Source organism: Agrobacterium sp. SUL3, from assembly GCF_001263295.1.
Classification (GTDB): domain Bacteria; phylum Pseudomonadota; class Alphaproteobacteria; order Rhizobiales; family Rhizobiaceae; genus Agrobacterium; species Agrobacterium tomkonis.
Genome location: NZ_KQ414499.1, coordinates 674,042 through 688,597 on the forward strand (window position 1 = coordinate 674,042; position 14,556 = coordinate 688,597).

Sequence of the window (14,556 nt, forward strand, 5' to 3'; positions counted from 1 at the left end):
GAATGCACAGCCGTGCCGAACATTTAGGGACGACGGATCGCTCGTCAGATATGCAAAACGCGGTGCTGTACGATGAGGAAAGCCGCGCATGCATTCTGGTGCCGATATCGCAGCACCCATTCTCAGGACGCCGGTTGAAACAACTCGATCAGCATCCTGTCATTGTCTCGGATGTAAGCGAAACGATCGCCGGAATGGTTGGGGACGGAGGACGGCGGTATGACGATTTCGACACCCTTAGCCGCCAGCGCGGCTATGGTCTCTTCCAGCTCATCGACATTGAGCGCGAAATGGTTGATGCCACCGCGTTTCAGGAGTGTTTCGATGTCTTCTCGCTCGCTTGCTGCCGGGGCAGCACCTTCGACTTGAAAGATTTCGAGCCGAGCCTCATCGCGAACGAGCATGGCCACCTGCGCGCCAGGCAAGGTGAAACTGTACTGGTGCTCGAACCCAAGCTTATCCCGATACCAGTCAAGGCTAGTCTGCAGGTCGTTGACGACGACACCGACATGATGAAGGCGATGGACGAAATCTTCCATGTGATTTCCCGGGTTTTATTTTTCTCGTTCCAGATCCGGTTCGAACCACCGTTATTATGGATGCGGCAGTAAGTGCCCCGCCAAAAAATGGCCGCCTTCATCAGAATTTCGTGGCGTGGAGGTTAGTCCTGCATCGGCGAGCAGCATAGTCTCCCCAAATGTGAAACGTTGTTGCAAAACGTCGAACGGCAGGCCCATCAAGGATGTCATGCTCCATTCTGGGAAGCACTCCCAATCAAGCGTTGCCCTGCAGACGACTATGCATGGCGACTCTGCGATTCCCTTTATCTGAGGGGCTTTGAACGCCAACGAGTCCGGCGTCTTGCCATCGGATCGAATTTTCAAAAAAGGAATGTTAGGCGCAGCCTCGGTCAGCCGCTTGCTTATGCGCCGGGCGAAGCAGCTTCCGTCGACCCCTTGACCAAAATGTCACTTAGTGCCAAATATTCAGCTGTCACTAAGTGACAGGAGGATATCGGAATTTGGCGAAGATTGAGAAGGGGCGAATTGAAGTCGCGCGCCACGCGGCCGATCTGTTCTGGAAATACGGCGTCGAGAAAACGAGCGGCGATGCGATTGCTGCCGCATCAGGGCTCTCCAAGCGAACGGTCTGGCGCTATTTCCGCTCGAAGGAAGCCTGCATCGAGCCGCTTTTCATGGCTACGGGTCTGCGCTTCGTTGAGCTGTTGCGCGCCTGGCCGCGTGACGTCTCGATAGAGGCCTATTTGCACGATACACTTGGCTCGATGCTGAAGACAGAGCAGGAAATCAGCGACGGCGTAGCCGTGGCGCGCCTGATCTCCCGCCTGAAAACCGAACCGGCGATCCGCACCGCCTATCTGATGGCGAGCGCGCAAGCAGAAGACGAACTCGTTGCGATCGTTGCCGAGCGCGCCGGGCGCGCGCCCGAAGACTTCGACGTCAAGCTCTGCGCTGCAGCTGCAATGGCCGCCGTGCGCGTTGTAGATGAAGACATATGCACCGCCACATTCATCCATGGCCGTCACTTCGAACACCATGAAGTCTGCGACCGGTTGGCCGCTGCCATTCGCGCAGCAAGCAGCCTGCCGATCTGCGATCCGGTCGCTTGCTAAACCCATTGGCCATCCCTTCGCTGCAAAGGAACCGAAAATGATCTATCCCGAAACCCGACGCACCGACGCGATGGAAGAGCATTTTGGCACCATGATTGCCGATCCATACCGGTGGCTGGAAGGCGATGCACGCAGTCACCCCGAGGTCGCGGAGTGGGTGCAGGCGCAAGACGAACTGGCGCGAACACATCTGGCCGGGCTGCCGGGCCGAGAAGCCTTCCGGCAGCGGCTGGCGGCGCTCTTTGATCATGCCCGCCTGACCGCCCCGATAAAGCGCGGAGACCGCTATTTCTTTACCCGCAATCCCGGCCTTGACGACCAGGCGGTTCTCGTCATGCGCGAAGGGGCGTACGGCCCGGAGCATATCCTCATAGATCCGAACACATGGGCCGAGGATGGCGCGGCGGCCCTGGCAGAATGGGCCGCCAGCGAAGACGGGCGGCATGTTGCCTTTGCCCGCCAGGAAGGTGGAACTGACTGGCGTACCATCCGGGTTCTCGATGTCGAGAGTGGAAACACCCTTGCCGACGAAATCGCATGGGCGCGCTTCACCGCCATCGCTTGGGCACATGACGGATCCGGGTTCTTCTACTCCCGTTTTCCGGAGCCGCCCGCGGCGAACGGATTCGAAGCGCCAGTCACCGGGCACGCCATCTATTTCCACGTGCTCGGCACAGCGCAGGCTGACGACCGGCTCGTTCACGCGACAGCGGAAGGTCAGCTCCTCATACAGACCGTCGGCGTGACAGCGGACGGGCGTTATGGCGTGATCTATTCTACTCCCGGCGCGGGCAGCAACACACTGTCAATCATCGACCTACGCGACCCGACGTGGACGCCGCGCCCTGTCATCGAGACTCAAGGGCATAACTGGTTCGTGGCCGGCAATCAGGAGACCCGGTTCTTCCTGATGACGGACCATGGGGCCGAGCGTGGCAAGATCGTCACTTTCGACCTCGCCGCGACCGAGCTGCGCATCGTCGATCTCGTCGAGGAGCGAGACGACGCTACGCTGAACGATGCCGCCCTCCTCGGTGGACGGCTTGTCATCACCTATCTCGTCCATGCCAAGACCGAGATCCACCAATACATGCCCGACGGCAAACCCGATGGAACAGTCGAACTTCCGGGCATTGGCAGCGCGGGCGGTTTTCACGGACGTCCAGACGACGACGAGGCCTTCTTCGTCTTCACCGGTTACGACGCGCCAATGACGATCTACCGCTACGATGTTGCCAGCCGACAGCTCGAAGTCTGGGCCCAACCCGAGGTCGCGATTGATCTCGGCCGCATCGCCGTCGAACAGCACTTCTACCAATCGAAAGACGGCACGCGCATTCCGATGTTCGTCGTGCGCCTCGCAGATGTTCAGGCGTCGGTACCGACGATCCTTTACGGCTATGGCGGCTACGGCATCAGCATGGTCCCTTATTATTCGCCTCCCGTCCTCGCATGGGTGGAAGCAGGCGGGGCCTACGCCGTCGCCAATTTGCGCGGCGGCGGGGAATATGGCAAAGCGTGGCACGATGCCGGGCGGCTCGCGAACAAGCAGAACGTCTTCGACGACTTCGTCGCCGCCGCCGAATATCTGAAGCGCGAAGGCATCGCCGCTGCCCACGGCATCGCAATCCAGGGGGAATCCAATGGCGGGCTATTGGTCGCGGCCGTGACCAACCAGCGCCCAGACCTTTTCGCCGCGGCCCTTCCAGGCGTCGGCGTGATGGACATGCTGCGCTTCGCCCGTTTCACGGGCGGACAGTTCTGGATCGGGGACTACGGCGATCCAGGGAAGGAAGCCGACTTTCGCAACCTCCTGTCCTATTCGCCCTATCACACGATCCGCTCGGAGATGCCCTATCCGGCGATCCTGGTCACGACGGCGGATACCGACGACCGCGTCGTGCCGGCCCACAGCTTCAAATATGTCGCGGCGCTTCAGGCAGCGAACCTCGGCGACAAACCGCGGATCCTGCGGGTCGACAGGCGGGCCGGCCACGGTGCCGGGAAACCCACCGGTAAGGCAATCGACGAAATCACCGACCTCTGGGCATTCGCCGCGCATTGGACCGGCCTCGACGCTACGAAGATGGATTGACCACTTGGCGGAACATCCCTTCACTGTCAGCGCGGCAGTGCAGGGCCGGGAGATACGGGATCATCTGGTGCGGGAGTGTGCACTGTCCCGATCTGCTGTTCCGGATGGCTATCCACACACTGATCATCCGCGGGTGGAGCCACGGTTCGCCCGCGGCATACGGAAGATCGAGCACAGTCAGGCTACCGCACCCCGATCGGCGGTCAGGATGGCGCCCGTAATCAGGCTCGCGGCAGGACTTGCAAGAAAGACCACAAGGTTCGCGATTTCGCGTGGCTCGCCGAAACATCCCAGCGACGTAAGGTTGCGCTGGAAGTTGGCGGCCGCACCGTCTGACGGATTTGCGTCGGTATTCACCGACCCGGGTTGCACTAGGTTTACGGTAATGCCGTTCGGACCAAGTTAGCGCGACAGCCCGCGGGTGAAAGAGGTGAGTGCCGCCTCGGACATCGTATAAGTGCGGCCCGTCTGGCGAAGCCGTGGCGTTAAGCCCGCAGCGCACGGAGCAGACCTTCCAGGTTTCGCTCGCCGTCCTTGGTCTGCGCCCCTGCCTTAAGCCCACCCCGGATGAGCTTCTCGGCCGCAGGACGTGCGAACAGCCCCGCCCAGGCGTCGTGCTCGCGACTGAAGCCTTCCCGCAGGTTTACGGGCGGCACCGCTTTTTTTGCGGCGGCGATGACGCCTTCGGGTAAAGCGGCGATATTGCGCGCCAACCGGTCGACGAAGCCATCAAGCTCCGAGGCAGGCAGTGCCCGGTTGATCCAGCCATAGCGTTCCGCCGTCGCCGCGTCGATGAGATCGGCGCCAAGGATCACTTCTAGTGCACGGCCGCGCGTCATCCGGCTGGACAGATATTGCGTGGCCCCGCCGCCCGGTGTGATGCCCATCAACGCTTCGCATTGGCCAAGTCCGGCTCGACCCTCGGCGGCAAATGTCATGTCTGCCGCCGCGACAAACTCGGCACCGCCCCCACGTGCCAGTCCGGCGAGTTTTACGATCGTTACCTGCGGCTGTTCGCGCAGAAGTTCGCCGAACGCCTGGAACGGGTTAAGGCCTTCAGGAGCCTCGCGAACCAAATCGTCGAAGGCGTGCGGTTCATCGATCAATGTCATGTCGACATGGGCAATGAAAAAATCCGGGTCTGCGCTCTGGAAAACCAGCGCGCGCGTGTCAGGGTCATCGCGAATGGCGAGAAGAAAACACCGCATCTCGCTCATCAAGGAGACATCGAGAACGTTTACCGGCGGATTGTCGATGGTGATCGTCGCAACACCGTCTGCCCGGGAAATCCGGAGGCGGCGGAAATCTGTATCTGTCATATGTAAGGTCTCTGTTCTTCGGGAAATTCTGGTGCTGGTGTTTCGCGCCATTGATCCTAAAGTATTCATCAGATACCTAGCGTCAATTACACACCTGAAGCATCCCAGGGATGCCGGAGGATACCGATGGATGAACCAAGAAGTGAAAATGACCCGGTTTACCGTGCCGACTGCCCGAGCCGGGTGATCCTCGACCAGATCGCCGACAAGTGGTCGATGATGGTGCTGGCGGTGCTCAGCGAGCCGCGTCGCTTCAATGCGATCAAACGCCGTCTCGATGGCGTCACCCAGCGTGTGCTGACCCAGACGCTGCGCAAACTGGAACGCAACGGCATGGTGACGCGCAGGGTTCTGGATGGACGCGTGCTCGGCGTCGAATATGCGCTGACGCCGCTTGGCAGGTCACTGCAAGAGCCGTTCTCGATCCTGTTCGAATGGACCATTGAGAACATCGATGTGATACAGGACTGTCAGCGTAGCTTTGACGCACGCCAAGACCAGCCTGCGGTCTGAACGGTGGGCGGTGCGAACAGGAAGGTCACCTGGTCTCGAGCGCGGTTATTCGTCATTTTGACAACATACGGACGATCCACGTTGAAGGAAGGACAGAAGCGCCGATTTCTCCCAGCCGTTGCCTCGGATGGGACTTCCGTCCATATCTCTCCAAGCCTGATAATTTATGGTGCAACCATTCCACCACCAATCAGCGATGCGAAGACCTCGACGGCTTCCCTCTGATGCAAAGTCTGACGCACTACAGCCGACGAAAGCGCTTCTCCCGCGCCGACGAAGCCGATGCAACGCTTCTCTAATTCTTCTGCCGGGAGAATGTCGAAGGGCATAAGGACTGCAGTGAACATCTGGACCGAGTTGTCGAGCAATTCCTTAAATACGACGGCTTTTTCCTCGCTCCCGGTTAAAGCTGCGCCGATGGTATGGAATTCATCCGTTATGTCAGCTGCGCAACGGATATAGGCTTCAGCCAGTAGACGAATGGTTTCCTCCAGACTCCGCGCACCGGCTGCCATCGCGGTTCGAAAGGCCTTCACCCGCTCCTCATCAATCCACCGGTAAAGCTCGATGAGCAGACCTGAACGGGTACCGAAATGTTCGTATGCCACTGGTTTCGAAATTCCGGCACGGGAGGCGAGATTACCCAGCGTCAGACGGTCTGCACCTTCATCGCGGACGATCAACAATGCAGTATCGAGCAGTTGCCGTCGTCTTTCTCCTTTCGAAAGCCTACGTGATGAGGTCCGTATGCCGACATGATTGGAAGTGCCTGTCACTGTGGGGTCCTTGCGTAACCTACTTTTAGTAGGTACAACAGCCTACCATTTGTAGGTTATCCCAGGTGAGGACATACGACAATGATTTCCCATCCTATTCTCCTGATGGGTGGCACGGGCGCGATCGGGCGTCTGACTGCCCGCGCGCTTCGCTCCGTTTACCCGGATGTTCCTTTATTGATCGGTGGGCGCGATCTGCTCAAAAGCCGCAGCGCCGCTGGTGAGATCGGGCGAGCAGAGGGCGTCTTGATCGACACGCATGCTGACGATCTCGGTCTCGGTGATCGCCAGATAAGTGCCGTTGCGATTTTTTACACTGACGAACGATTGGCTAGCCTGCGCTTCGCTCAAAGCCGCAGGGTACCACATCTGGGGATTTCTTCAGGCGTCTATGAAATTGCTCCCGAAGTTGCGACCTATATGCACGCGCCAGACGCCGCGGCAGTCGTCCTTGGCTATGAATGGCTGGTCGGCGCCACAACCGTTGCTACCCTCACATGCGCCAAACCATTTGCCCGACTTCACGAAATCAGGATCGGTGCCCTTGTCGATGAGCAGGATGGTGGCGGTCCAGCCGTCGCCGAGGATTTTGAGCGGCTGAACCGGATGATGCCCGCCGCCCTCACCCGTCGTGACGGCAGCTATATCTGGCGTAGTGAAGAAGACGCCAAGGCCGAGTTCCATGCAATCGATGGTACCAGAACAACTGCGACAGGCTTTTCGTCTATCGATGTTGCCGGCCTGGCGGCAGCAACCGGGGCGCCGAATGTACAGTTCAACATCGCGACCGGCGTGAGTACGTCCCGTCGCCGCGGCGAACCCAAGTCGACGGAGATCATCATCGAACTGGCTGGCGAGGGTCACGACGGACAGCCGCTTTACAACCGCTATGCAGTGTTTCACCCGGGCGGCGCTGCGCCCTTGACTGCACTAGGCGTCAGCATGATCCTTGAACGACTGATCGGGCTAGACGGTAATAGGCCGACCCCGGCAGGGCTGTATTTTCCTTTTCAGGTTCTCGATCACGCCACCTATCTCTCCCGGTTGCACGCGGAAGGCGGCAGCATTGTCCCTCTTGACGCTAATTGACATAATTGGCGGACCGGTGAGAAATCGTGTGTAGACGCCGGCTCACGTCAGGCCCGGGACATAGAGATTGAACGTGGTGGACGACATTCAGCCGTTCAATTATGAGACGTTTCCAACACGCGCTCCACGATTGTCATGAATCCGCACGCGGCTCCGCGTCATTCGGGCCTTAGTTTTCAAGGTGTGTCGAAAAGTCTTCAAAACACTCGACCAGCATCTCGGTGAGCATCCGTATCTTGCGTGCGGGGTGCTGCCCCGGCGGCCGGATCACATAGATGCCCAATTTGGGCGGCGGATAGTGCGTCATGACCGGGACCAACGCGCCAGAAGCCAGATGCTCCTTAATTAATTCGTCAGGGACACCGGCAAGACCAATTCCCGCAAGTGCTGCAGCCACAAGAGCCACGGCATTGTCGGCTTTGAATCGGCCCTGCGGCTTCAGCGTAATGATCTTATCCCCATCCATCGCCAGCCAGGTTTCAGTTCCCTGCATGACGACCTCATGCGTGAGGAATTCCTCTGGCGTTTCGGGTGAACCGTGCTTTTTGATGTAATCCGGTGTTGCAACATATTTGGCCGTCGTCCAGCCGACGCGTCTTGCAAGCATATTCGAGTCGGCAAGATGGCCAACTCTTATCGCGCAGTCGAACCCTTCTGCAATCAGGTCAACGAACCGATCGGTATAGCTGGCGTGAACCTGTAACTCCGGATGGCGCTGCGCCAGAGATGCGAGCACAGGGGCGAAGTGCGTTGGACCGAATGTGAGCGGAGCTGCTATTCTTAGTCGACCGCGAAGGTCGCCGGCGGGCAATATCGTCTCCTTGGCAATGTCAATCTCGGCGCAGGCTTTTGCAGCGTGTTCCCGGAAGGTGATCCCAGCCTCCGTAAGGGCGGCGCCGCGCGTCGTGCGAGCGAGCAACTGCACACCCAAATCCTTTTCAAGCCGAATAAGTCGCCGGCTGACCATCGACTTGGAAATGCCGAGCCGCCGCGCGGCTGGAGAAACCCCGCCAGTATCGGCAACTTCCACGAAGGTCCGCAGGTCTTCGATGTCCAAATCAACGTTCCTGTATTCACGAAAGATGAGTGCTCGAATCGCTCCGACCGTATCACAAATAGAAGGAACGGGGCCGGCCCTGGCGTTCCTCGTTTCGCGACACAGCTTCACGGGATCGGGCGCTACCGCATCATAAATGAAAATGACACTGTCCATCAAGGCGCCCTCAGAGGCAGTGCGCGCCTGCCGACTTCCCCACGCCTCAACATCAGCAAAGGATGCTTCCATGACCTTTCGTAACGGCCTTGATTCGCTTCTACGACCCGAAGATTCCGTTCTCGTTCTGATCGATCACCAGCCCTATCAGCTCGCAAATCTCAACAGCCACGACCCGCAAGCTGTGGTCAACAGCACGACCGCGCTGGCGAAGCTGGCAAAAGCCTTCGATGTTCCAACCATTCTGACCAGCGTGATCGCGGGGCGCGGCGGACTTCTCTTCAAGCAGATCACCGACGTGTTTCCCGGCCAGGAAGTCATCGATCGCACCTGGGTGAACACCTGGCAGGACGAGAATGTGGTGAACGTCGTCAAGGCGACGGGCCGCAAGCAGCTGATCATCGCCGGCCTGTGGACCGAGGTCTGTGTGGCGATGCCCGTCATCCAGGCAGCCGGCGAAGGCTGGGACGTGACCGTGATCACCGATGCATCGGGTGGGATTTCGAAGGAGTCTCACGAAGTTGCCATCCAGCGCATGATCGCCGCCGGCGCGAACCCGATGACCGTGATGGCGCTCGCTGGCGAATGGCAACGCGATTGGGCGCGCACCGGGCATGTCGAGCAGCTGACCGAGATACTCATCCAGCACTTCGCCGGCAGCGGCATCGCCTACCTCTGGGAGCAGCAGCTTCTCAATACGCCTGTGCCGGGCAAAACCGCCTGATCCGAACCGGCTATCGGGAAGGGGAAGGGCGCGTAACCGCAAGCGCCCTCCCCGTTGCATTCATCAACGCCGGTTGACAGCGAGGCGGAGTTTACATCGATGCCGCAGGCCATTGTGAAACGGCACTGACGGTCGCAAAGGCGACGGCTATTCCGGTGAGAGATATTGGGTGCCGGAGCGGTTTAGCAGCGCCCTTCCCTCGCGGCCACCCCATCAACCAAAGAGTTTCGAAGGAGCCTTCATGGAAATTGGTATCGACAGTTTTGCCGCGATCCTTCCTGATCCGACGACGGGAAAGCTCCCTTCGGCGACCGACCGCATGGCCGATCTTCTTGAGGAAGTAGAGGTCGCCGACAGGGTCGGGCTCGACGTATTCGGCATCGGCGAACATCATCGCGCCGAATTCCTCGATTCCGCACCGGCGATCATACTTGCGGCAGCAGCGGCGCGCACCAGCCAGATTCGATTGACGAGCGCGGTAACGGTATTGAGCGCCGCCGACCCTGTAAGACTCTTCCAGGAGTTCGCGACCCTCGACCTGATTTCCAGAGGGCGCACCGAGCTTGTCGTCGGCCGTGGTTCGTTCGGCGAGGCCTTTCCGCTCTTCGGCCTGGACACACGGGCATATGACGAACTCTTCGCCGAGAAGCTCGACCTGTTCCTGAAGCTTGGTGAGACAAGCAATCCCGTCTGGGAAGGCCAATTCCGCCCGGCGTTGAACGGCCATGGGGTCTTTCCGAGACCACACCAGCCGCGACTGCCATTATGGGTCGGCGTTGGCGGCACACCGCAGTCCTTCGCGCGCGCCGGTGCGCTCGGCCTCCCGCTGATGGTGGCGATCATTGGAGGAACGTTTGAACGGTTTCGCCCGCTCGTCGATCTCTATCGCGAGGCCGGCATACGCGCCGGACACGATCCCGAGAAGCTCAAGGTGGGTGTTCATGCCATGGGCTTCGTCGGCGATACCGACGCGGCGGCAAGGGACGCCTTCTTCCCGGGCTGGGCGCATCTGACGACCAAGGTCGGACGCGAACGCGGCTGGTCGCCCCCGACGCGTCAGCAGTTCGAAGACATGGCGGCCCCCCAAGGCGCCTTCCTGATCGGCGCCCCGGCGACGGTTGCCGAGAAGATGATCAAGGCCAGCAAGGCGCTGGGCGGTCTATCGCGCATCACCTTTCAGATGAGCACCGCCTCTCTGGAAACGGCGGCAATGAAACGCTCGATCGAGCTTCTCGGCACCGAGGTCGCGCCAATTGTGAGGGCTGCGGGAAAGATCTGATCGGGAAACGGAATCGAAGCGGGGTGACCATATGGATATCGAGGATCTGCGGACATTTGTCGAAGTCGCCGATGCCTGCGGCGTTTCTCCCGCGGCCCGGCGGCTCGGGATATCGAAATCAATGGTCAGTCGCCGCCTTTTCCGGCTTGAGGACGCCCTGGGTATCCAGCTTCTTGCGCGAACGACCCGCGGTGCCGCACTGACGGAGGCCGGGGTTGTATTTCGGGAACATGCGGCGAAGGTTTGCGCCGAAATCGATGCGGCGAAAGACGAGATATTGCCAGTCGGTGATCTTCGCGGGCGCTTGCGGGTCGCCGTGCCACTGACATCGGGGCCGGTGCATTTTGCGCCCGTGCTTTCCCGGATGGCATGGCTTTATCCAAAGCTGCAAATACAGGCCGACTACAGTGATCGCTTCGTGGATTTGATCGCAGAGGGATTTGACTGTGCGATCCGGGTCGGCGCACTGCGTGATTCAAACCTGATCGCGAGGCGAGTTGGTCATATCTATGGGCAGTTGGTCGCAAGCCCTGACTATATCAAGATGCACGGCTCACCGGAAAAACCGGATGAGATCAGCTCTCATCAGGCTTTGGTGGGAGCTGAAGCGTGGCGGTTCATGGATGGAGACAAAATCGTCACCGTGCAGCCACAGGGACGGTTCAAAACCGAAAACGGAATGGCACTTGCCAATGCAGCCGCGGCCGGGCTTGGCCTCGCATGGCTCCCAGACTGTGTCACGCGACATTATCTTGCTTCCGGCGCGCTCGTACCGGTCATGACCGCATATCCACTGCCCGTCGGCAATGTCCACGTCGTGCGCCCGCCCAGTCCGCATCCGGTACAAAAGGTGCGCGTCCTTTCAGAGTTGCTGATCGAAGCCTTCGAGCGAAATGCGCCTGTTTGGAGTGCAGGGACATGACGGCCTTCACTCGCACGCTGCTCATGTTTCGAATTGGCCTGTCGCGACAAACGACGGCTTACAGCCTGCAACTGAACGACGGGCTTATGCCACGACACCGAGGAGATGCTCTACCGGTCCGGACGCTGCGCCTGCAGCTCGTCGGCCTGGGTTGATCCAATGAAGCGACAAGAACATCCGCGTGCCGATGATCAACCAGAGAAGGCTTCAACGACGATTACTCACCATCGGGATGTGACAACCCGGTCTTCCCATCCGAAAACCTAAGGAAAGCAAAGAAACCATGACGACGATTACAATGCAGGACGGCACCCGGATCTTCTACAAGGACTGGGGTTCGAAAGACGCGCAGCCCATCATGTTCCATCATGGCTGGCCGCTCAGCGCGGACGACTGGGACAACCAGATGCTGTTCTTCCTCGGCAAGGGCTACCGCGTCATCGCGCATGACCGGCGCGGCCATGGTCGCTCCGACCAGACCGATACAGGAAACAAGATGGACACATACGCGTCCGACGTCGCGGAGCTCGTCCAGGAGCTCGATCTGAAAGAAGCGGTTCACGTCGGCCACTCGACCGGCGGCGGCGAGGTGATCCGTTATGTCGCTCGCAGCGAGCCGGGTCGTGTGTCGAAGGCCGTTCTGATCGGCGCGGTGCCGCCGATCATGCTGGCGACGCCGCGTTATCCCGGTGGCCTGCCGATGCAGGTGTTCGATGGATTTCGCGAAGCGCTACTGCGCAATCGCGCGCAGTTCTTCCTCGATGTCCCAACCGGCCCCTTCTACGGCTTCAACCGCGAAGGCGCCGAAGTTAGCGAAGGACTGATCCGCAACTGGTGGCGGCAGGGCATGATGGGCGGCGCAAAGGCCCACTACGACTGCATCGCCGCCTTCTCGGAGACGGACTTCACCGAAGACCTGAAGGCCGTTTCGCAGCCGGTTTTGCTGATGCACGGCGAAGACGATCAGGTGGTCCCGATCGACGCTTCGGCTCGCAAGGCGATCGACCTGCTGCCGAACGGTACGCTGAAGACCTATCCCGGCCTGTCCCACGGGCTGTTCGCCACGCATCCCGAGCTGATCAATGCCGATCTGCTGGCGTTTATCGAAGGCCGTGAAAAGGCATGAGCAATGGGGGGCAGGCACCCTGCCGGGTGCCGCTTCCCAATATAAATCACGGGCGACGGCTTATCGTCGGCCGCCCCGTCGCCCTTCGATCATGAACAACGCAAAGCAGGAAAGGCACATAGATGGCTGAGGTAAGCCTGGGGCAAACGATTGGACCGGCAGTTGTCCTGATGGGAGCAGCTGTCATCGCTGTGCCGTTGTTCCGCCGGCTGGGGCTGGGATCGGTACTCGGCTACTTCGCCGCTGGCGTTCTTGTCGGGCCATCGGTTTTGGGCCTCTTCACAGACGCCCAGTCCATCCTCCACTTTTCAGAGCTTGGAGTGGTCATGTTCCTGTTCGTGATAGGACTGGAACTGCGCCCGAAGAAGTTATGGGCGATGCGGACCCAGATTTTCGGGCTGGGCCTCGCTCAGGTTTTCGCAGCCACAGCCGTCCTTACGCTGACAGGTGCGTTGCTCCTTGGCCTTTCCGCGACCGTCGCTTTCATCGCAGGAGCGGGCTTTGTCTTATCCTCAACTGCCGTCATCATATCGGTACTGCAGGATCGGGGGGAAATTTCGAGCGCAGAGGGACAGAAGTCGGTCGCTATCCTGTTGTTTGAGGATCTGATGATCGTACCGCTGCTGGCGGTGGTCGCGTTTCTCTCACCACTCTCACATGGAGAGGCAGAATGGACTGATGCCTTCGTGGCCGTTGCGGCGCTGCTCGCGCTTCTCGGCGTATCCCGCTGGGGTCTTAATCCGTTCTTCGCATTGCTGGCCCGCACACACACCCGCGAAGTACTGACGGCAGGCGCGCTGCTCGTCGTACTCGGTGCAGCATTGCTGATGGATGCGGCCGGATTGTCGATGGCGATGGGTGCGTTCATTGCCGGAGTGATGCTCTCGAGTTCGAGCTACCGGCACCAGATCGAAAGCGATATCGAGCCGTTTCGCGGCTTGCTGATGGGACTTTTCTTTCTTGCGGTCGGCATGTCGCTGAACCTTTCGATCGTCGCGGACGAATGGCCGCTGCTGCTGGCCCTTCTGGGCACGTTCACGGTCGCGAAGGGCGCCGTGGTCTATGCGGTCGCGCGTCTGTTCGGTGGCTCAAACCACCAGGCCCTGCATCGCACATCCATGTTCCTTCAGGGTGGCGAATTTGCCTTCGTCCTTTATGCGGCAGCAAGCTCAGGCGGTGTGATCGACACTCGGGAAAACGCGTTGTTTGCCACTGTCGTGATCCTGTCCATGGTGCTGACCCCGCTGCTCACAATAGCGACCGACCTTCTGCTTCGTACGGAAGAGTCGATGGATGGCGTCGATTACGCTCGTGATCTCAAGGGGCGGGTCCTTGTCATCGGGTTCGGACGCTTCGGTCAGATCGCGTCACAAATACCTCTATCGCAGGGCGTCGAGCTTTCTGTCATCGACAGGGACCCTGACCGCATCCGCGATGCCGGACGGTATGGGTTCAAAGTCTTCTTCGGCGACGGAACCCGGCTCGACACACTGCGACACTCCGGTGCGGGGGAAGCCGACGCAATCATGATCTGCGTAGACGATCCGAAGGCCGCGCTGAAGATCGTGGAACTGGCGCAACACGAGTTCACCCAAGCGAAGCTTCTTGTCCGCAGCTACGATCGTGACCACGCAATAGATCTGATCCGCGCCGGCGTCGATTACCAGATACGCGAAACGGTCGAATCCGCTTACCTATTGGGAGCCGAAGGTTTGCGGGCGTTGGGCTACGGGGAAGCCGATATTGAAGATGCCATAATCGACATTCGTCGGCGAGATGCCGAGCGCCTGTCTGAGCAGGTTCATGGGGACATCATGTCGGGCAGCAACCGGCTGCTCCTTCAACCCGTGCAAAAGCCGCTCTGATG

General features: G+C 59.7%; 13 protein-coding genes and 1 pseudogene. 10 read left to right on the top strand and 4 right to left on the bottom strand.

Going from position 1 to position 14,556, the window contains the following annotated elements; all coding sequences use genetic code 11:
- Nucleotides 1–2: 2 nt before the first annotated feature.
- The 3 genes from AKG12_RS31385 (at nucleotide 3) to AKG12_RS07100 (ending at nucleotide 3,728) form a co-directional block, all read left to right on the top strand.
- Nucleotides 3–611 (top strand): hypothetical protein, encoded by a 609-nt coding sequence (locus AKG12_RS31385; RefSeq protein WP_052818305.1) that lies wholly within the window; start codon nucleotides 3–5, stop codon nucleotides 609–611.
- Nucleotides 612–1,021: 410 nt separating this feature from the next.
- A complete protein-coding gene (locus AKG12_RS07095) occupies nucleotides 1,022–1,633 on the top strand; it encodes a TetR/AcrR family transcriptional regulator (RefSeq protein WP_052818306.1) in 612 nt (203 codons plus the stop codon).
- Between the two features lie 37 nt (nucleotides 1,634–1,670).
- On the top strand, nucleotides 1,671–3,728 hold the full coding sequence (locus AKG12_RS07100; protein WP_052818307.1) for a prolyl oligopeptidase family serine peptidase: 2,058 nt from the start codon (nucleotides 1,671–1,673) through the stop codon (nucleotides 3,726–3,728).
- 177 nt (nucleotides 3,729–3,905) lie between these two features.
- Here AKG12_RS07100 and AKG12_RS07105 read toward each other — a convergent pair.
- Nucleotides 3,906–4,193, bottom strand: a pseudogene (locus AKG12_RS07105) (SDR family oxidoreductase); the annotation flags it as partial.
- A gap of 20 nt (nucleotides 4,194–4,213) precedes the next feature.
- Nucleotides 4,214–5,098 carry an enoyl-CoA hydratase/isomerase family protein gene (locus tag AKG12_RS07110; RefSeq protein WP_285277727.1) on the bottom strand — a complete coding sequence of 295 codons (885 nt, stop codon included), beginning with the start codon at nucleotides 5,096–5,098 and terminating at the stop codon, nucleotides 4,214–4,216.
- Nucleotides 5,099–5,173: 75 nt separating this feature from the next.
- Here AKG12_RS07110 and AKG12_RS07115 point away from each other — a divergent pair, with 75 nt between their 5' ends.
- On the top strand, nucleotides 5,174–5,560 hold the full coding sequence (locus AKG12_RS07115; RefSeq protein WP_052818309.1) for a winged helix-turn-helix transcriptional regulator: 387 nt from the start codon (nucleotides 5,174–5,176) through the stop codon (nucleotides 5,558–5,560).
- Between the two features lie 164 nt (nucleotides 5,561–5,724).
- On the opposite strand, the gene AKG12_RS07120 is transcribed toward AKG12_RS07115, so the two are convergent.
- Nucleotides 5,725–6,336 carry a TetR/AcrR family transcriptional regulator gene (locus AKG12_RS07120; protein ID WP_197283303.1) on the bottom strand — a complete coding sequence of 204 codons (612 nt, stop codon included), beginning with the start codon at nucleotides 6,334–6,336 and terminating at the stop codon, nucleotides 5,725–5,727.
- 81 nt (nucleotides 6,337–6,417) lie between these two features.
- Here AKG12_RS07120 and AKG12_RS07125 point away from each other — a divergent pair, with 81 nt between their 5' ends.
- Nucleotides 6,418–7,425 carry a hypothetical protein gene (locus tag AKG12_RS07125; protein WP_046802166.1) on the top strand — a complete coding sequence of 336 codons (1,008 nt, stop codon included), beginning with the start codon at nucleotides 6,418–6,420 and terminating at the stop codon, nucleotides 7,423–7,425.
- Between the two features lie 169 nt (nucleotides 7,426–7,594).
- On the opposite strand, the gene AKG12_RS07130 is transcribed toward AKG12_RS07125, so the two are convergent.
- Nucleotides 7,595–8,482: a LysR family transcriptional regulator gene (locus AKG12_RS07130; protein ID WP_052818376.1), complete on the bottom strand. Its 888-nt coding sequence runs from the start codon at nucleotides 8,480–8,482 to the stop codon at nucleotides 7,595–7,597.
- Between the two features lie 226 nt (nucleotides 8,483–8,708).
- Between AKG12_RS07130 and AKG12_RS07135 the strand changes: the two genes are divergently transcribed.
- From AKG12_RS07135 to AKG12_RS07155, 5 genes are all read left to right on the top strand, one after another.
- On the top strand, nucleotides 8,709–9,362 hold the full coding sequence (locus AKG12_RS07135) for a hydrolase (RefSeq protein WP_052818310.1): 654 nt from the start codon (nucleotides 8,709–8,711) through the stop codon (nucleotides 9,360–9,362).
- A 241-nt stretch (nucleotides 9,363–9,603) separates the two neighbouring features.
- Nucleotides 9,604–10,641: an Atu2307/SP_0267 family LLM class monooxygenase gene (locus AKG12_RS07140; protein ID WP_052818311.1), complete on the top strand. Its 1,038-nt coding sequence runs from the start codon at nucleotides 9,604–9,606 to the stop codon at nucleotides 10,639–10,641.
- A gap of 31 nt (nucleotides 10,642–10,672) precedes the next feature.
- Complete coding sequence (locus AKG12_RS07145) at nucleotides 10,673–11,563, top strand: LysR family transcriptional regulator (RefSeq protein ID WP_052818312.1); 891 nt, start codon at nucleotides 10,673–10,675, stop codon at nucleotides 11,561–11,563.
- A 283-nt stretch (nucleotides 11,564–11,846) separates the two neighbouring features.
- A complete protein-coding gene (locus AKG12_RS07150) occupies nucleotides 11,847–12,689 on the top strand; it encodes an alpha/beta fold hydrolase (RefSeq protein ID WP_052818313.1) in 843 nt (280 codons plus the stop codon).
- 122 nt (nucleotides 12,690–12,811) lie between these two features.
- Nucleotides 12,812–14,554, top strand: coding sequence for a monovalent cation:proton antiporter-2 (CPA2) family protein (locus tag AKG12_RS07155; protein ID WP_052818314.1), 1,743 nt, complete (start codon nucleotides 12,812–12,814; stop codon nucleotides 14,552–14,554).
- The last annotated feature ends 2 nt before the right edge of the window (nucleotides 14,555–14,556 follow it).